Origin of the sequence: Candidatus Uabimicrobium amorphum, assembly GCF_009002475.1 — a bacterium.
In the GTDB taxonomy this organism is placed as follows: Bacteria; Planctomycetota; Uabimicrobiia; order Uabimicrobiales; family Uabimicrobiaceae; genus Uabimicrobium; species Uabimicrobium amorphum.
The window spans coordinates 5143588-5161168 of sequence record NZ_AP019860.1 but is presented as its reverse complement, the minus strand read 5'-3'; the positions used below and the strand labels follow the sequence as shown (position 1 = coordinate 5161168).

At 39.8% G+C, this 17581-nt stretch carries 16 protein-coding genes; 11 read left to right on the top strand and 5 right to left on the bottom strand.

The features are described from left to right. Nucleotides 1-33: 33 nt before the first annotated feature. A complete protein-coding gene (locus UABAM_RS18660) occupies nt 34-351 on the bottom strand; it encodes a TRL-like family protein (protein WP_151969522.1) in 318 nt (105 codons plus the stop codon). 111 nt (nt 352-462) lie between these two features. Here UABAM_RS18660 and rfbA point away from each other — a divergent pair, with 111 nt between their 5' ends. From rfbA to UABAM_RS18645, 3 genes are read left to right on the top strand one after another with little or no spacing between them, the layout of a single operon-like run. Further along, nucleotides 463-1332, top strand: a complete 870-nt coding sequence (gene rfbA / locus UABAM_RS18655; RefSeq protein ID WP_151969521.1) for a glucose-1-phosphate thymidylyltransferase RfbA — start codon at nt 463-465, stop codon at nt 1330-1332. Then, nucleotides 1319-2314, top strand: coding sequence for a dTDP-glucose 4,6-dehydratase (rfbB, locus tag UABAM_RS18650; RefSeq protein ID WP_151969520.1), 996 nt, complete (start codon nt 1319-1321; stop codon nt 2312-2314). Before rfbA ends, rfbB begins: the two co-directional genes overlap by 14 nt. Nucleotides 2315-2338: 24 nt before the next feature. Further along, on the top strand, nt 2339-2674 hold the full coding sequence (locus tag UABAM_RS18645; RefSeq protein WP_151969519.1) for a hypothetical protein: 336 nt from the start codon (nt 2339-2341) through the stop codon (nt 2672-2674). A gap of 3 nt (nt 2675-2677) precedes the next feature. Here the strand turns inward: UABAM_RS18645 and UABAM_RS18640 are convergent, their stop codons facing one another. Then, nucleotides 2678-4003 carry a cytochrome P450 gene (locus UABAM_RS18640; RefSeq protein ID WP_151969518.1) on the bottom strand — a complete coding sequence of 442 codons (1326 nt, stop codon included), beginning with the start codon at nt 4001-4003 and terminating at the stop codon, nt 2678-2680. 124 nt (nt 4004-4127) lie between these two features. Further along, nucleotides 4128-4670 carry a hypothetical protein gene (locus tag UABAM_RS18635; protein ID WP_151969517.1) on the bottom strand — a complete coding sequence of 181 codons (543 nt, stop codon included), beginning with the start codon at nt 4668-4670 and terminating at the stop codon, nt 4128-4130. A gap of 702 nt (nt 4671-5372) precedes the next feature. Here UABAM_RS18635 and UABAM_RS18630 point away from each other — a divergent pair. Further along, nucleotides 5373-6620 (top strand): hypothetical protein, encoded by a 1248-nt coding sequence (locus UABAM_RS18630; protein ID WP_151969516.1) that lies wholly within the window; start codon nt 5373-5375, stop codon nt 6618-6620. 128 nt (nt 6621-6748) lie between these two features. Then, nucleotides 6749-7774 (top strand): hypothetical protein, encoded by a 1026-nt coding sequence (locus tag UABAM_RS18625; protein WP_151969515.1) that lies wholly within the window; start codon nt 6749-6751, stop codon nt 7772-7774. A gap of 71 nt (nt 7775-7845) precedes the next feature. On the opposite strand, the gene UABAM_RS18620 is transcribed toward UABAM_RS18625, so the two are convergent. Then, entirely contained in the window at nt 7846-10119 is a 2274-nt protein-coding gene (locus UABAM_RS18620; RefSeq protein WP_173013410.1) for a serine/threonine-protein kinase, read from the bottom strand. A gap of 294 nt (nt 10120-10413) precedes the next feature. Between UABAM_RS18620 and UABAM_RS18615 the strand changes: the two genes are divergently transcribed. From UABAM_RS18615 to UABAM_RS18595, 5 genes are all read left to right on the top strand, one after another. After that, a complete protein-coding gene (locus tag UABAM_RS18615) occupies nt 10414-11961 on the top strand; it encodes a hypothetical protein (RefSeq protein ID WP_151969513.1) in 1548 nt (515 codons plus the stop codon). Nucleotides 11962-12201: 240 nt separating this feature from the next. After that, nucleotides 12202-12975 (top strand): metallophosphoesterase family protein, encoded by a 774-nt coding sequence (locus UABAM_RS18610; RefSeq protein ID WP_151969512.1) that lies wholly within the window; start codon nt 12202-12204, stop codon nt 12973-12975. Next, the gene (locus tag UABAM_RS18605; protein ID WP_151969511.1) at nt 12975-13703 is read left to right on the top strand and encodes a hypothetical protein; all 729 of its coding nucleotides are present in this window, start codon (nt 12975-12977) and stop codon (nt 13701-13703) included. The genes UABAM_RS18610 and UABAM_RS18605 overlap by 1 nt, the downstream gene beginning before the upstream one ends. A 9-nt stretch (nt 13704-13712) precedes the next feature. Further along, nucleotides 13713-14357, top strand: coding sequence for a thiopurine S-methyltransferase (gene tmpT, locus UABAM_RS18600; RefSeq protein ID WP_151969510.1), 645 nt, complete (start codon nt 13713-13715; stop codon nt 14355-14357). 23 nt (nt 14358-14380) lie between these two features. Beyond that, the gene (locus UABAM_RS18595; RefSeq protein WP_151969509.1) at nt 14381-15520 is read left to right on the top strand and encodes an SGNH/GDSL hydrolase family protein; all 1140 of its coding nucleotides are present in this window, start codon (nt 14381-14383) and stop codon (nt 15518-15520) included. Between the two features lie 107 nt (nt 15521-15627). Here UABAM_RS18595 and UABAM_RS18590 read toward each other — a convergent pair whose 3' ends face one another. Then, nucleotides 15628-16557, bottom strand: a complete 930-nt coding sequence (locus UABAM_RS18590; protein WP_151969508.1) for an MBL fold metallo-hydrolase — start codon at nt 16555-16557, stop codon at nt 15628-15630. 152 nt (nt 16558-16709) lie between these two features. Between UABAM_RS18590 and UABAM_RS18585 the strand changes: the two genes are divergently transcribed. Continuing rightward, entirely contained in the window at nt 16710-17471 is a 762-nt protein-coding gene (locus tag UABAM_RS18585; protein WP_173013409.1) for a helix-turn-helix domain-containing protein, read from the top strand. Nucleotides 17472-17581 lie beyond the last annotated feature (110 nt).

Here is a 17581-nt window from a genome sequence, read left to right as displayed (position 1 = left end):
CATTTCAGCCACTAATCAGTTCCTTTTCATAGTTTAGTCGTCACCGGTAACAATTGTAGTAACTTCCATAAAAACGCCTAAAACATTGCGTACTTTTTGATCAACAGTTTTGATTTTGGTAATACCACCGTTTGCTGCCGCAGATTTAGCACTGGCATCTCCAAAACTTACACCGAAGATTAGAGTAGCTTTTGCCTCACCCACTAATGCTCCTGGGCTATTGCCTGTTACTGCCAAAGGTCCTTCCACATCCGCGTACAAAGCTCCCACCAAAGGATTTACAGAAAGAGCGCATCCAGAAATGGTAAGCGCAACGGCAAGAACCAACAACACATTTGTAAATTTTTTCATTTAGCTTTTCCTTAACAGCTATGTGAATAGTTAGTAAAATTAAAGACTGGTATAGTTCAAAACTCTATTGTAACGATATAAAATTATCGTTCAACAAAAAAAGGACGTTTGATGAAAGGCATCATTCTTGCAGGAGGTAAAGGAACCAGACTGTATCCTGCGACAAAAGCCGTATGTAAACAACTCATGCCCATTTACGACAAACCAATGATTTATTACCCCTTGTCCATTTTGATGTTGGCGAAAATCAGAGAAATTTTAATTATTGGTAACCCTCAAGATATACCGGTATTTCGCAATTTATTTCAAGATGGTAGCTCTCTAGGACTAAATATTAGTTATGCCCCCCAACCGCAACCCAATGGCATCGCCGAAGCTTTTATCATCGGCGAAAAGTTCATCGGTAGCGATCGAGTTTGTCTTATTCTTGGCGACAATATTTTCTATGGCGAAGGGCTAGGAGAAATGTTGCAAAAAACTCCTGAATCGGGGGCAACTGTTTTTGGCTACAACGTCCCCAATCCAGAACGTTATGGCGTTATTAATTTTGATGAAAATGGTCAACCAAGTAGTATCGTAGAAAAACCACAAAATCCGAAATCCAACGTTGTGGTCGCCGGACTGTATTTTTACGACAATCGCGTGATTGAAATTGCAAAATCTCTAAAACCTTCTGCGCGAGGTGAACTAGAAATTGCCGAAATTAACGATCGCTACCTCCAAGAAAAGCAACTCAATGTCAACATACTTGGTCGCGGCTTTGCCTGGCTGGACACCGGGAGTTTTCAAACAATGCTAGATGCCTCTAATTTTATCCGCACCATAGAAGAACGCCAGGGACTAAAAATTGCTTGTATAGAAGAAGTTGCCTATCAAAACAGTTGGATCTCCGCAGAACAAGTAAAAGAAATTGCCTCGCCTCTCATTGCCAGCGGATATGGTAAGTACTTACTAAAGGTAATCAAACATGACAAGACATAATATATTGGTAACCGGAGGAGCGGGTTTTATTGGTTGTAATTTCATTCGCTACATCTTTGAAAATACCGACTTTGCAGGACGCATTATCAATATCGATAAGTTGACATATGCGGGAAATCAAAATCACTTATCGGACATTGCGGCAAAGTACCCCCAGCGCTATTTTTTCAAACACCACGACATATGTGATTATCAAATGGTCAAGGATGTTTTTCAAAAATACCAAATCGATACGGTTGTTCATTTTGCCGCAGAATCTCACGTAGATAGATCTATTTATGGCCCGAAAAATTTTATTGAAACCAACATTGTTGGCACATCGATACTTTTGGAAATCGCCCGAGAGATATGGGCAGAACGCCAAGATGTGCTATTTCACCATGTGAGTACCGACGAGGTTTATGGTAGTTTGGGAGATAAAGGCTACTTTTATGAAACAACCGCCTACAACCCAAGAAATCCATACTCCGCATCGAAAGCCGCCTCTGATCACCTAGTGAACGCTTACTTCCATACTTACAAACTTCCCATTACCTTATCCAATTGTTCTAATAACTTTGGCCCATATCAATTTCCCGAAAAACTCATTCCTGTAGTGATCAACTGTATCAAAACAGGCAAAAATATTCCGGTTTACGGGCAGGGAAAAAATGTACGCGACTGGTTGTATGTAGAAGATCACTGTAGTGCGATATGGGCTATTTTACAACGAGGAAAACGTGGGGAAACTTACAATGTTGGAGGGGAAAACGAGTGGCAGAATATACAACTTGTGGAGCTTCTGTGCGAAACAGTTGCCAAAATCGAAAAGAAAAATAAAGATGCCTACAAGAATTTAATAACGTTCGTCACCGATCGTAAGGGACATGATTTGCGCTATGCCGTCAACTGTGACAAACTTAAAAGCGAATTAGGATGGTCACAACAACATGACTTTATTACGGCAATAGACAAAACCGTACGTTGGTATTTACAAAAGTAATCTAAAAAAATTTAAGGAAAATGTATGCAAAAAAATATGATTATATTCGTTGTGAGTTGTGTCATTGGAGTTTTTGCTTTTTACAACCTCACACAAATAAGAGATGAAGCCAACGGCTTAGTACAAAAAAGAATTGGTGTTCGCATGGAGCTAAATACCAATGAGCTTACACCACCACGAGACCGACAGGAACATCAAGAAAAGCAGCAACAACTACAAGAGAAATACGACGATCTAAACTACCAGATAGATGCCGTCACCTCACGTAGACCAAAGTTTATCGTACTATTTTTTCTTGCCATTATTGGTGCTATAGCTGCGATAGGTCTCATCATATACCAAAAAGTAAAACGCAAGTAGGACCTACTTTCTTTTATGAACGATCATGCGTATCCCATTTTTGGGACGAAGAGTGACCGAAGGATGCATGACAACCGCATGATCTTTAACAAGTTCAAAATCGCATTTTTGCATCATGTGCGCCAGCAACAAAGTCGTTTCCATCATCGCAAAGTGATTACCAATGCACAGACGCGGTCCGCCTCCGAAAGGAAGGTATGCGTAACGGTGCAATTGTTTCTCAAACTCAGGGGTCCATCTTTCGGGGTAAAACTCATGGGGGTTTTCATAAAAGCGTGGATCGCGATGTAAAAAATACATCAAAACAAATACTTGCGAATTTTTTGCGATTTTTTGCCCGGCGATTTCAATGTCCTCCGTCACTTCGCGACCAAGACCCCAAGCAGGAGGATAAAAACGCATCGATTCCTTCATTACCTTTACTGTATATGTAAGGTTTTGCATATCACTCGCCCGAGGCAAGCGTCCTGCCAAAACCTCATCCACTTCCGCAAATAGCTTTTCCTTTACCTCTGGATGTTGCGCAAGTAGATACAATGTCCACGACAACGAAATTGCTGTCGTTTCGTGCCCCGCGGCAATTAGAGTGATGATTTCGTCACGGACTTGTTTATCACTAATCGGCGAGCCATCTTCGTATTTGATGTTGATAAGGTCTGACAAAAGATCATTGGCCTGTTGTGGATTTTTCTTGCGTTCGCGTATCATATCCATAATCGCAAAGTCGAACTTATACGTCATCCATATCATCCGCAAATTGAGCGGTGTCGGAAACCACAGAGGCAAAGGAACACCCCCGCTGATCATTTTTCCAAATTGATTCATGGCTAAATCGAGCAAACGTTCGATATTTTCAATATCGTCCACAATAGTACCAAATAATGTTTCTCCGGCAATATACAGAGCCACGTCCATCATCTTTTGATGTATATCGAGTTCTTCACCATCTTCCCAAGTGTCTACGTGCTTTTCGATATGTTTCGCCATGATTTTTGCATATTCCGCAATGCGCTTTTTTTGGAAAGACGGCTGCGAGGCACGTCTTTGCTTTAGCCACGGTTGCCCTTCATTTGTTAGCAGGCCTTTACCAAGAAGTATCCTAAGCTGCCTTAAATCCCAAGGTTTGCGAACCCGGGTATGATTTTTCACCAACAATTCTTCGATATACTCTGGCCTATTCACCACATAACACTTTACATGAAACGCCCGAAATTTGAATATATCTCCATGCTCAGCGATACATTTATCAAAAAAAGCAAACATATCTTTGTGTATATCGCGAAAATTACCACTAATAAAACGTCCCTTAGGTCCCGTGATTTCGTTCATGATTATTTCCTGAATAAATTGGTATGACTTGCGATTTGTTGGTTGTCACTGTGGGTTGTTCATCCGTGATTGAAGGATGGGGCGGACGCAAGGTCCGCCCCTACATTTGTAGTGTCCGTTTTTTTTAATAATCGGAATCAAAAAAATCGTCGCCGCTTGTTTCTTCTTCTACGCGACCATCGTCCATAAAATCATCAATAGGATCTGTAGGACCGCTGTCTTTTGCCGGTTCGGACAAATCTTCACTACCATTGTCAAACGCATCCTTGCCACTAACTTCTTCCTCAACACGTCCATCATCGCCTAACCAATCGTCTGCGGTTTTTTCTTCGCTAGAATCGTTATCGACATAGTCGTTGCCTTGTTCGAAATCATTACCACTGTTGTGGTTATGATTGTGGTTGTCTTCTTTATAACTGCTATTGTTGTCCTCATTGAAAAACTCTTTACCAGACTGCTCTGAGGGAGTTTCGTTATGTGGCGGATATGGTTCGGGATCTGTCGGGTATGGATTTGGATCGGGATCTGAAGGATATGGGTTTGGATCGGGATCTGAAGGATATGGATCTGAAGGGTACGGATCCACATGCGGCTCGTGGTGAACTTCTTCTGTTACACAGCCGATAAATATCAAACAAGAAATACCCAAGATTATAGCTATTTTCATATTTTTATACTCCTGTAAATAATATGTCCCATGTTACTGTTCCTCTGATTATACATGACTCCCCACAAGAGTTCACACAAAAAACAAATATTGTCCGCTTTGTGTTGCGTATTTTTACAATCGATTACATTTTGTAACAGAAAATGGATAACAACAAATTTTGTTTTACCTTTTCATCGTAAATACTGAATATTTTGTTTTTTCTCATGAGCTATCATTTTAAATAACGTTAGAATCAATGATACAGTGCCTGCTAGTATAATTTTATTGCAACTCAAGAATTATTAGTTAAAATAAAAACTTAAATATACTTAAATAACTATTTGTTCGTAAGCATTCATTTTTAGTTATGTAAGATAACTTGCGAAATTTTATTAAAAAATTTAATAAAATTTCAAGCCCAAGCACTAGTCAACGAAAAAATAACCAAATAGGTTTCAACAAGCTTACGAACACACTTGGTTTAAAGACAGAACCATGAGTATCGTACTCTCGTTGTAAGGTCTTGTGACTACCGCACACTATAAAGATGGCACATTTTTTGCTCTATTTTTGACTATGACCAAACTAAAAATACAACGAGTCTACGACGTGTGAAATTTTATTGATAGAAAATAGCAGTTACAACTTAAAAAATTAGTTTGTGATGGCAAACTAGCATAGGTTTATGCTGTAAGGATTGTAACTAAGGGAGTGATTTAGATGAGATTGTTTTATCTGTGTTTATTATTTATTTTTGCTAGTGTGAGTACGTATACCCAAGATATAGAATACTACACTCCAGAAGCGCAAGAAGACACATTGACAACACAGGACTATGGTTTAGAACAAATTAGTTCTCAGGGAAATAACGACTCTGTTTTTAAATGGGCTTGGGAGAAGTCTCACTATGGATACGATTATGCCATCGCGAGACAGGGGGGTTGGACCGACCCAAGTTCTGCTGGTAACGCTGTTATTGGTGTTTTTGGAACACGACATGAGAAAGATGGAGACTCTAGAGCTATTACAGGTTATGTTGCATTCCGTCCTTTTTTGTTAGACTACCAAACCTACTCAATTGCTTTTGGATTTTCTTACGTGGGAACTTTGCAAAATTTTTACGAACCGACAAACAACGTTAATGATGAGGATTTTGGAGGTGTTATTGCAGACTTAGAGGCTCAAGACATCGATGTATTCTTAAATTACCAAGCCTTCAACTTTTCGGTTTTAGGAAGTTTCCCACAAATTGGCGTACAATTCACCTTCGAAATAGGTTACCTACTTTCCAACTTACGGGCTTCCATAGAAGATATTCGTGTTCAAGACAGCGACTTCAATGGTGCTCTTTTTGACCTAAACCTACAGAACTACAATTTTAACCAACGCGATCACAGTTTGTACGTCTCATTTGAGATACGTAAACTTTTTGAGAGAAACTACTTCAATATTGTCAGTCTCTTTTTGTATTCTAACATCAATCTCAATAGTGAGAGACGTAATTCCTCCGCCAATGTAGATCTCACAATCCTTGGTGCAAATGATCAACTCGATGATAAGGTTCAAGATTTGACCAATGTTGTTGACGTCAATCTCGGTAATATAGGAAACATTGACCCAGAAGATGAAACTCTCGATGTTACTTATCTAGGTGCATACTTTTCATCACGCTTAATCAATATACCTTTTGGTTGGGAAGCGATAGGAGATCAATCGGGTATCGCCATAGAATCGATTGCTGGTATCGAGTATGGATATGGAGAATTTTTAGGGGCAGACGCTCATGGCGCCGCTCTGCAAATGGGGGGACAAATTACATTTTTCGAATTTGCTATTTTGAGTTTTGTCCACACATGGCATCAAAGTAACGATTTTGAAGATGAATGGAACATTACTTTTGCAGTGGGCTTGTATGGTGCTGTGTCTCCAAGTTCAACTCGAGTAGGTCCTTCAGTACAGGGATTTTAAACAAAACTTAATAGTTATTATCTTTTTTTTGAAAAAGTATATCTCATTGGTATTATTTTTGTTTATTCAAAAATAACATCAATGTAGAATGTAACTAACAAACAATCAAAATGTTAGGAGTTTATAAATTGAAATATATAATATTACTTAGCTTAGCCTTTGTAATGGCTGTATGCCCTTTTGCAGCAGAGGAAAAGTTTGAGGTAGTTTTAGACGCAAAAGGTAGCAATACCGATAACAGCGACTTTGGGTGGAGCATTCTTCTTGTTGACGGTAGCGTTGACCAAGATTGTGCAGTAAAACTTTTTTCTGCGCGTACTCGCGAAGTTTTCTTCGAAGGTAAAGTACAAGCAGGTGAAAGATTCCCTATCAATGTTAAAACAAGTGAAATGAGCCTAACAATCACCGATGGTGTTGCAGGTTCAACCGTAAACTGTACCGTACAGTGGAAGCTTGGAAAGTTCGACGAACTTTTCAGTCTGTCTATGCATACAAACAAAGCAGGTGCAGCACACTACAGCAGAGCTGTGATTGCAGAAAAAGATGCAAGTATTCGCGTCAACAATATCATGGCAAGCCACAACTGCGTTATCAAAATAAAGTTAGATAACGCGGCATGTTTTCGTCAAGAAGTACGTGCTGGTGAAATTTATACAGTTGATGGTATTTCTCAAAGCAACATGAAGGTTTCTGTTGCTAAGGGTCCAAAAAACCAAACTGTACACCTATCTTTGGATGTTGACATGGTGGGAAATGCTACTTTCCAATCAAGAAACAGTGTAAACGCCTTAAGTGCTTCCAGTAACTGGAGCATCATCAACGACAGTAATGCATACAGAGTTGAGTTCGATCAAACAACTGATGATACAGGATGTGTACATTCTGATTCTTACAATGTTAGCCCAAAAGGTTATCACCCACAAATCAAACTTCTTATTGTTAACCAAAAATTCAAGGACATTGTATTGAAAGTTAACGGTATTACTCTTCGCCCAGAATTTGGCATCTCTTTCAACGGACAACATTTCTACAGAGTTGGATTTGGTCTAAAGAGTGGTGAAGAACTAGAGCTTGGTTTGGTCGCAGAAGGTGGAAAACCAATGCATTCAACAAACTTTGCTTTTGTTTGCGAAAACTTTGACGAGCAAGAGTAATCCTCAGAATAAACGATACAAACAGTTTATCGTTATGAATAAACACAAAATCCCACTTCGGTGGGATTTTTTTATTTCAGGATAAACGTTTTTAAAATCTCCTCGCCAGTGACAAACATCTTGTTTTGGTATACAAATGGCGCTCTATCAATCTCATCTACACATTTCTGTTGATATACAATATTCCCATTGCTAAGATCGAATGCGTATAGCTCACCTAATTTAGAGCCACAATACAATCGATCTCCCACGATAACAGGCGAAGCTATTTCGCTGTCGACCTTTTGTTCCCATTTTAATTTTAGACGTTGTAAATCCACAGCATAGACATACCCCCCCTCACAACCAAAATATATCGTATTCTTATAAATGAGAGGTGTGGTTTCGACTCCATTTCGCACCTTAAATTGCCATTTTTGTTGCTTGTTTCCAACATCGATTCCGTACATCCTGCCACTGTTAGAGCCAAAGTAGATGGTGCGTCCCACCACAACAGGTGCGGTACGCACCCCACTTTCACTGCGAAAAGCCCAAACCTCGCGTCCGGTATTTTTCTTCCAACAATAGACCATTTTATTACTGCACGTGGCGATCACCATGTCTTTGTATAAAGCGGAATTCCCACGAAAATCGTAGGGACTACGTCTTCCTCGATGTGGTTTACTATCTTTTGGTACCACATCTTTTTTCCAACGCAACATTCCTCCATCAATCGCTATCGCAAAGAATTTTCCGTTGCGACAACCAACAAAAACGGTTTCTTCATCTACCATAATAGAGCGTGAAGGACTATTGATCTCAAAGTGCCACTGCTCAACTCCACTGTACATATCTAAACAATATAACTTTTGATAGTCACTAAAGTAAACACGACCATTCATTACTGCCGGAGTTGCCCTTACCTCGTGGTTCGTTGAGAAAGTCCACAACTCTGTTCCGTCGTTGGTTTTCCATGCCTGTAGGCCACCACGTCGTAAAGCAAAATAGAGGATATCTTCGCACACAACCGCTGCCCCTGCAGACTCATATCTTCCTAACTCAAATTTCCGTTCTGGTTGTAATTGTCTTACGTTTTGGGAATGTACACGCCTATTGTTTGTCATGTCACCAAAAATAAATGCTTGGTTTTGCGGAGCATGACGCGTTATTTCACAGGTAAATCTACTCCAGCGATGGTCTCGGGACAACGTAATTACCTCAACAGTTTTCTTTCCATACAGAATGGGTACTTCCTTGGTAAATTGTTGTTGGTTTTCCAATGTGTATTCGCGACCATTCACAAATATACGATGCAAGGAACTGCCTGGTTTTGCCTTTCCATGTATTGTCAGAGAATCTTTTTTTGATGGTAGGTCACCACTTTCAGAAAATGTAATTTTGTACATCTGTTGGCCGTGATTGGGATTTTGGCTAACACGCTCGTAGAACAAAATAAAACATACAATTGTAACAAAGATGAGTAAAGCTCCCATGACCGGCAAATGATATTTCCCCATCCATGCAATAAAAGAGGCCGCAAAACGTTTTTTTATGTGCGAAGATTTTCCTTCGCCAAAACGTTGTAACTCCTCGGCGAATTCTTCGGCGGTGGCAAAGCGCAAGTGCTTTTGCTTTTCAATTGCCTTGAGACATATCAACTCTAGTGTTTCGTGTATTTGTGGATTGAGCTGTCGCGGAGGTGCGGGTTTTTTGTGTATGAGTTGTGCGAGAATTTGCCATTTCGTTCCAGAGAATGGCACGCGTCCGGTGAGCATTTCGTAAAAACAAATCCCCAAAGAATATACATCTGTTTGTCCGTCAATTTTTTGATTGCTGCGCGCTTGTTCAGGAGACATATATGCTGGTGTTCCCAAAATTTCACCTGTTTGTGACAGTTTCGTCGTATCGCGGAATTGTTTTGCCAAACCAAAATCCATGACGATAGGTTCACCTTGTTTGTTGACCATAATATTCGAAGGTTTCAAATCGCGGTGCAGCAAATCATTTTCGTGTGCGTAGTGAATTGCGCGTGCTATCTTTGTCGTGATTTCAATAATCCGCGAAGTGGTGAGGCGCTTCATCGCGATCAGTTCTGACAGCATTTCGCCTTCGATATACGGCATCGTAAAATAATAACGATTATTCTCTTTATTCACTTCGTAAATCTGAATGATATTCGGATGTGACAATCTGCTCATGGCTTGGACTTCACGCAAAAAACGCTTTTCCTGTAGAGAGTTTGTTTCTCCCAACATTGCTTTTAAAGCAACTTGGCGGCTATCTCTCATATCTTCCGCAAGAAAAACACGCCCCATGCTTCCTTGTCCAATTTCAGATATAAGACGGTAATGACCAACTATTTTCATCTCAAATGCCCTTGACAAACAGAAAAAATTGTGTGGTTTTCCAACTTCAATACAATTCCCATCCAACATTCTTCGTTAAATCTTCGTAAAACTTTACAGACTTATAAAACTTTAATTCAATATAATCGTGGATATTTGATCCCCAAGCCCATACAGATATATGTGACCTTGTAGAATTTGTTTGTATGGCAAACATTTTTTGCTATAACAGAAGTCATACCTTAATTATAAAACGATAATGAATCTTTGTAAAAAAAATAATTGTGAAGGAGGGCGCGGTACCGCGCAACGAATATGGAAGAGTACACAAAAATATCACAAAAACAGTTTCTCGAAGATATAAAAGCAGGTAAAAAACTAGAAAACTGCGCAATTGACGAAGTTCACATCAACAGTGAAACCATCAACCGCGAAATTCAAATCGAAAACTGTACCATTGCAAAAATGACATTGCAAAACTGCATTTTCAAAAAACCAATCACATTCAATAACGTCACTTTTCAAGGCGAAGTGTCTTTGAACCTAGACAAAGAAGAACACAAGGAAGCCGGGCAGACGGTATACGAAAACGATGTGAATTTCTTAAAGTGTACCTTCCAAGATGTGCTGCACGCAAAGAGCGCTATTTTTGAAAAAGTCACCACGTTTGACGAATCGATATTTGAAAAAAGAGTTACTTTTGCCAAAGCACGTCTTTTAGACAAATCTTCTTTCGCCAAAACACACTTTAAAGAGACATGCCGCTTTGAGGCAACCAATTTCCATCATGTGACCACTTTCGAACAGTCGGTATTTTCTGACAAAGCCAACTTTAAAAAAGTATATTTTCTACAAACTTTTTTGTTTCGCAAAGTAAAATTTGAAAGTAATGTAACATTTGAGAATGCTACATTTACAGGTTTTGCGCGCTTCGAAGACATGGAATGCGCCGGAAAATTTAGCCTGAAAAAAGTCACCATGGATAGCAAGGGTTACTTTCATCGCGTCAAGCTCGGAGATGAAGGTATTTTTCGCGGAATTGTCTGCAAAGAAAGTCAATACTTTAGTTGGATGGAATGCGCCGGAGACATGGATTTTTCCGGCGTAGAAGCCCTATCATCTTTCTACATACAAGAAAGTAAATGCCAAGGAGAAATAAAATTTACCCGTAGTGTTTTTCATCATGACCTACATTTGATCGGTAGTTATTTCGGAAAACGAGTAAATCTGGGGCAAACAGTCTTTCACATGCGCCTAAACTGTACCGAATGTGTTTTCAACGAAGACGTGGTACTCTACGCGTCGAATCCGAACATTTTGCTCCTCAAACGTTCACAAATCGAAGGAAAAATAGCCTCGCACCGCGAAAAAGAATTTCACAAAGCCAAAGAAGTCTACGTAATGTTACGCCGTTGCTTTGACTACTGGGGAGAGCATGAAAATAGTGAATGGGCGTACTACAACTTTCGCAAAGCAGAACGCAAGGCTCACAAAAGCATCAACCCCCTAACCAAATTTAAATTGTTCTGCAATTGGTTGTTCTTTGATTTAGGTTGTGGTTATGGAACAAAGCCTATTAACGTCACCATTCTCGCTGGTTTTTTAATTTTTGTGTTCACCAGTATTTTTTGGAGCTTTGGACAATTTTTTGTTGTAGATCCCAGCTTAGGAGATACCACAAACGGTATCTCCTTTATGCAAGCTTTGTACATTAGTGCCATGAATTTTGTGACATTGGGGACAGAAGGAATTTCACCATCTTTTGATCACTGGATTAAGTACTTAGTCGCCATAGAAGGTTTTCTAGGTTTATTTCTCATGACAGTGTTTGTCGGTACTTACACACGCAAGATGGCCAAATAACCGTTCTTTTTGTTGTAATAGGGTGTAAATAGACTACATGCCCTATTACAAAACTTTTTCAGATGAAAGCTTGAATAATCGCGGTGATTGTGTATATTACAATGATAGGATAAGTTGTGTAATTTTGCTACAAACCATAAACCACCGTCTGTGTGATCCGTCTACCACAATTCAGTGTAACACAATCTACACAACAGACTATATCCTAGAACGGTTCGCTTTGTTTGGAAGATTAAAATTATGAAAAAGATAGCCATTGTTTCAGATATTCACGGTAACATTGAAGCCTTGACCGCTGTTCTTGATGATATCGAAAATCGCGGTGTGGACACAATATATTGTTTAGGAGATGTGATTGGTTATGGTCCTAATCCAATCGAGTGCTTCAATATTGCCACTCGTCGTTTTGAAATTATCATAAGAGGTAATCACGAAGAAGGCGTTGTTGACGGAGCCTATGGTGTTAGTGCAATGGCGAAAGACGCAATGGACTGGACAAGAGAGGTAATGAAACCTCAGTTTTATAGTCTACCTAACACAAAAAAACAATGGCATCTACTACAAAATTTACCTTTAATGTTTCGCGAAAACAATATGTTGTTTGTACACGGATCTCCACGCTGTCCGACCCAGGAGTACATTCTAGAAGACGATACCCAGGACATTTTTGGAGAAATTCCCGAAAAAATTGCAGAGATTTTCTCATGTGTAGATCAATTTTGTTTTGTCGGACACTCTCATAAACCAGGCATTATTACCGACAAGAGTGAATGGATTCCCTTACACAGATTTGACTACATTTGGGAAGTGAACAAAGGACAAAAAATCATTTGTAATGTCGGCTCTGTGGGGCAACCTCGCGACCGCGACAACCGTTCATGCTATGTTACCTTTGATGGTAAACAAATTTGTTATCATCGCATTCCTTACGATTGGTCACAAACCCAAGAAAAAATTCGCAAATTACCAAAGCTCGACAATCGTTTAGCAGATCGTTTAGAGGTGGGTCACTAATGAAAAAAACAGTGAACAAAAATGTCAAAAAAAACAGTGCCTCCTTCGCACAATTTGCTCTCAACTCCATAGATGACAATGTAAAATATTCATCAAAAAACAATTTACTACTCCCGGCTCTTATCGTAATCGGTGCGTGGATTGTTTTTGCTTCCACAGGTTTACAAGAAGCCTTCAAAAGTATCACCGACTTGCAACAGATGATGGATGTATGGCAAAACGGTGGGCAAGCCCTAGATCAATATCTACAAAACAATACCACTGCCGAGCAGTCTTCGTGGTGGGATGGTGTTTCCGGTCTTTTTAGTAGCGAAGAGCAACCCAAAGAAAAGATGTCCGGTTTCCAAAGAGGCCTCATTGTCAATAGCGCGACAATTCTTGCCCTTGTGGCTTTCCTTTCGCTAGTATGCATGCGTTTTGGCAAAGCTACGTGGCGTGATGCAACAATTGTCACAGGTACACTGTTGTTGCCACTACTCATTGGAATGTTCATTAGCTATGTTCTATTTAAAATGGCCACAAAATCACAGTCAGAAAATCTTCCAGGCATTTTATATTCACTGGGGTTAGGAATTGTAATGACTGCTTTTATGACGGCTTTTATTATGCTCTATGTCAATATACAAAGTGCTCTTGGTATCATGCAACGCAAACGCTACTATACAACGATAGGTGCTGTATTTGTTGCTCTTGCCGTTTTTGGCGGCCTTACTTATTCTCTTTCATAAGATAAAACGATGACACAACACCCTTCCGACAATCACTGGCATGAAATGTGGCGCGACAACCGCATTGGATTTCACCAAAGCGAAGTATCTGCTTTTTTAGAAAAATATTGGGAAAATAACCACCGCAACGTATTTGTGCCGCTGTGTGGCAAAACCAAAGATATGGTATGGCTTCGCGAACAACAACATCGTGTGATAGGTGTCGAATTCAATGAAACTGCTATTCGCGACTTTTTCGGCGAAAATGAAATTGAACATACCGTAGAACGTAAAGAAAATTTACATCTCTTCCACAATGAACATTACCAACTCTATTGTAATAATTTTTTTGATTTACCCATTCTTTCAGAAGTAGAAATAGTTTTTGATCGTGCGGCATTGGTAGCCTTACCAATAGATATACGCAAAAAATATGTGGAGTACTTAAAAAAAATCACCCCAAACTGCATGCGTATATTACTCATCACTTATGAATACGACCAACAACAAATGTCTGGTCCTCCATTTTCCATTACACACGATATGGTAAAAGACTTATATCATGATCACGAAACTATTGACAAACTAGACGAAAGAGACGTTCTACAGTTGTTGCCAATGTTTCAAAAACGCTTGTCTTTTATGAAAGAATGCGTTTACCAAATTCACAGATAAACTATTTCGAAGTAATGAAATCGATGAAAATTTCTCCTCGCAAAAAAATAATTTTCGCTAGTGTTGCCACTTTGGTACTTTGCAGTGTTGTTTTTTTGATACTAGAAATTTACTTACGTATTGCAAAAGACTACGTTGACTTAGATCAATTCACCGGAAAAAAACCTGGAGTTAGTAATCCAAATAAACAGTGGGCATTTATCGACGCCTTTTGCGCTTTTTCACCGCAGCCAGGACAAAGATACACATTTGGCAAACTCACCAACAAAACAGTAAACGACCACGGTTTTTTCTCTACACCACCCATCAGCGCAAAAAAACCACAAGGAACAATACGTATTTTATTCCTCGGAGGCTCTTCCACTGCGGGAACAGGACATAATCTTCAAGATACCGACACTTGGCCATGGCAAACAATAGATCTTCTACGTAAACGTCTACCGACAAAAAAAATCGATTTTATCAATGGCTCCTGCGCCGGATATTCAACATTTGAATCTTACGGGCGTCTATGGAGTCGTTTACGGCACTTCTCTCCAGATATCGTAGTGATGAATCACGCGTGGAATGAAATGCAGTACTTCGCACAAGCGGAAAATATTCACCAGTGGCGTGTTTTAAAAAATAGTTCGTGGAAATTTCAAGATATCCACAAAGTCGTCAAACTATATGAGCCGCATTGGGTAGATCATTTCGTCAAATACTCGCAATTGCTCATCAGAATACGTTTTCAATTTTCCACGCTCATCAACGGCGAAATCGGACAGGTGGCAGAACAAGAATTGCAAACCGACTTCAACCACAAAGGCTTATCTATTTTACAGACAAATTTTAAATTAATACGCGAAACATGCTCGGTAATCGACGCAAAACTTTTCGTCGCCAAACAAGCGACATTGATCTCCACAAATACTCTCCCACAACATCGCACCAAATGCCGCTGTGAATACCATGGATTTAATTACGACGCACACATACGAGCTTTTGAAGCCATATACAACACCATTGATAAAGAATTTGCCGCCAAATCGGTAATCGACCTGACATCGTTATCTGGACAACCTGATTATTTTTTCGACCATGTGCATCCCACACCACTAGGATGCAAAAAAATAGCGGAAATTGTCGCGGAAAAACTTGTGTGGTATATCAAAAACAAATAGACTATCGTAGAACGAACGTCTGTCTTCATTTACACTATCGGGCGGACACAAGGTCCGCCCCTACAACGCACTTTGTTAAAGATTGATTTATGTTGTGCGGTTGCATCTCATTTCAGCAAAGCATTAATCAAACCATAAATCCCAAAACGCACCATGTAATTTATTTTGTAGTTGGGAAAAGATTTCACCAGCAACTCTTCTATTTTCTTGTGGTGCACACCGGCTTTCTCTCCTTGTAATTCCCCCTTACTGTTCCCCAAACTCACAATGTAGTCACGAGTAATTTGTTGTGCGGTTTGCAGATAACGTATTTGCTGTTTAGCGGCAGCTACAGCGTTTACCGCTTCACCGCGTCCACCGTATACAGTGTAGTCTGCGTAACTTTGCGCAATGTAGTGTAGGTGTTCGATCCACAAAGAGATCGTTGCCTGCGCTTGTTGATGGACAATGCCACCTTCTAGCCATGCGTGGGCTTTATGATGGACTAAATCTCCTACAAATAGCGCCTTTGTTTTTGGAAAGCACCCCAATGTTTGTGTAGAACTTACTCCTGGTTTGTCGCGCTCTTCTAAAACTAGCTTTTCCCCGTTCGCTAAATATATCTCTAACGTTTTCTCAAAAACAATATCGACAGTCGGCATTTGCGGATATGTTTCCTCGGTGAACATTTTGGCAATGTGCACAAAGTAGTATTTCTTATAGCCATGCACTTCAGGTATTGCCATGGCGGTACTTTGTGAGCAAATCACTTGTACACCCTCTGCCTGAAATACAGTTGCGCCATTGAATTTGTCGGGATTGGGATGGGTGATCACCAAATACGAAATCGGATTTGTGGTTTTTGTGCGCAAAAAATCAATCGCCTGCTGCGCAATTTGCGGTGTAAACTGACCACCGAAAGCGATGACTTCTTCGCCATTGTCATAAAAAAAACTTTTGGTATTAAAGCCGCTAGCATCACTTTCGAAAACATAAATACTTGTTTCGCTATACAAAACGCTGCTGAAAATGACAAGTGTTGTTATTAACCATTTCATTTTTTATTCCTTTAAAGTTGATTTCCATTGATTATGCTCCTATTCTAACGTATATTCTTTTGGCATTCTTCAGCACAAAAGACAATTTATTGCTTCAAAACGACAAATAATCACATTGTATAGGAATTTGCTAGTATGCGATGGACAAACTTATGGAAATAAAAAGTTATCGTGGGGTTATGGACGACGCGCACAGCCAGCGCCACAAACACAGCACACATCAGATATTGACGGTACGCAAAGGAGTACTCCTTTTTGCCGATGACTACCGGCAAAATATGTTGTGTGGGGAAAACGCGGCTTTTGTGCCAAAGGGGTTATTTCACCAAGCCCAGGGAATTAATACGCAATTTGATACGGTGTATTTTTGCGATGAAACGTTTTGTCAATTAAGCGGATATAATACAAATCAACTTCCACAACAGGTCATTGTATTTCAAACGTCGCGTTTATTTCACCAACTATTGCGAGAAATTTCCCGGGATTCTTCGGTGGAGAGCGTCACTGGCAAAACGGCGCTAAAATTACTGTTGCACATTTTTTTGGAGCACAAAAAACAACTATTGCCGATTTCGCTTCCCAAAAGCAATGATTCGCGTCTTGCAAAAGCCCTCAATTACATCGATGAAAATTATCACGAGGTCATACTTCTAGATGATTTGGCAACTGTCGCAACAACGTCTAAACGCAATTTAGAACGCATTTGCAAACGCGAACTGCATATCAATATTAGTGAGTATATATGCATGCGTCGTATTTTTGCGGCAACAATTGATCTCGTAACTACCGAAGATTCAGTGCTAGAGGTTTCGTTAAATGCAGGATATAATTCGCTCAGCTCATTTTATAAGGCATTTCACAAGCTGGTAGGAAAAACCCCAAAAGACTATCGCAATTCATCTTTGTTTCTGTGATAGCATCAAAGAGAACAATAAAAACAAATTAAGATGCATTACGCCTGTGGAGAGGCATGAGACTTGTTGTTTTCAGCGAAGCTGAAATCTACAAGGCGATGGTGAAGGCA

What these genes read in the sequence shown, in the direction of transcription:
- tmpT (WP_151969510.1), top strand. Translation starts at nt 13,713, where the DNA reads ATGACACAACACCCTTCCGACAATCACTGGCATGAAATGTGGCGCGAC.
- UABAM_RS18640 (WP_151969518.1), bottom strand. Translation starts at nt 4,003, where the DNA reads ATGAACGAAATCACGGGACCTAAGGGACGTTTTATTAGTGGTAATTTT.
- UABAM_RS18585 (WP_173013409.1), top strand. Translation starts at nt 16,710, where the DNA reads ATGGAAATAAAAAGTTATCGTGGGGTTATGGACGACGCGCACAGCCAG.
- rfbB (WP_151969520.1), top strand. Translation starts at nt 1,319, where the DNA reads ATGACAAGACATAATATATTGGTAACCGGAGGAGCGGGTTTTATTGGT.
- UABAM_RS18635 (WP_151969517.1), bottom strand. Translation starts at nt 4,670, where the DNA reads ATGAAAATAGCTATAATCTTGGGTATTTCTTGTTTGATATTTATCGGC.
- UABAM_RS18605 (WP_151969511.1), top strand. Translation starts at nt 12,975, where the DNA reads ATGAAAAAAACAGTGAACAAAAATGTCAAAAAAAACAGTGCCTCCTTC.
- UABAM_RS18615 (WP_151969513.1), top strand. Translation starts at nt 10,414, where the DNA reads ATGGAAGAGTACACAAAAATATCACAAAAACAGTTTCTCGAAGATATA.
- rfbA (WP_151969521.1), top strand. Translation starts at nt 463, where the DNA reads ATGAAAGGCATCATTCTTGCAGGAGGTAAAGGAACCAGACTGTATCCT.
- UABAM_RS18590 (WP_151969508.1), bottom strand. Translation starts at nt 16,557, where the DNA reads ATGAAATGGTTAATAACAACACTTGTCATTTTCAGCAGCGTTTTGTAT.
- UABAM_RS18660 (WP_151969522.1), bottom strand. Translation starts at nt 351, where the DNA reads ATGAAAAAATTTACAAATGTGTTGTTGGTTCTTGCCGTTGCGCTTACC.
- UABAM_RS18595 (WP_151969509.1), top strand. Translation starts at nt 14,381, where the DNA reads ATGAAAATTTCTCCTCGCAAAAAAATAATTTTCGCTAGTGTTGCCACT.
- UABAM_RS18630 (WP_151969516.1), top strand. Translation starts at nt 5,373, where the DNA reads ATGAGATTGTTTTATCTGTGTTTATTATTTATTTTTGCTAGTGTGAGT.
- UABAM_RS18610 (WP_151969512.1), top strand. Translation starts at nt 12,202, where the DNA reads ATGAAAAAGATAGCCATTGTTTCAGATATTCACGGTAACATTGAAGCC.
- UABAM_RS18645 (WP_151969519.1), top strand. Translation starts at nt 2,339, where the DNA reads ATGCAAAAAAATATGATTATATTCGTTGTGAGTTGTGTCATTGGAGTT.
- UABAM_RS18620 (WP_173013410.1), bottom strand. Translation starts at nt 10,119, where the DNA reads ATGAAAATAGTTGGTCATTACCGTCTTATATCTGAAATTGGACAAGGA.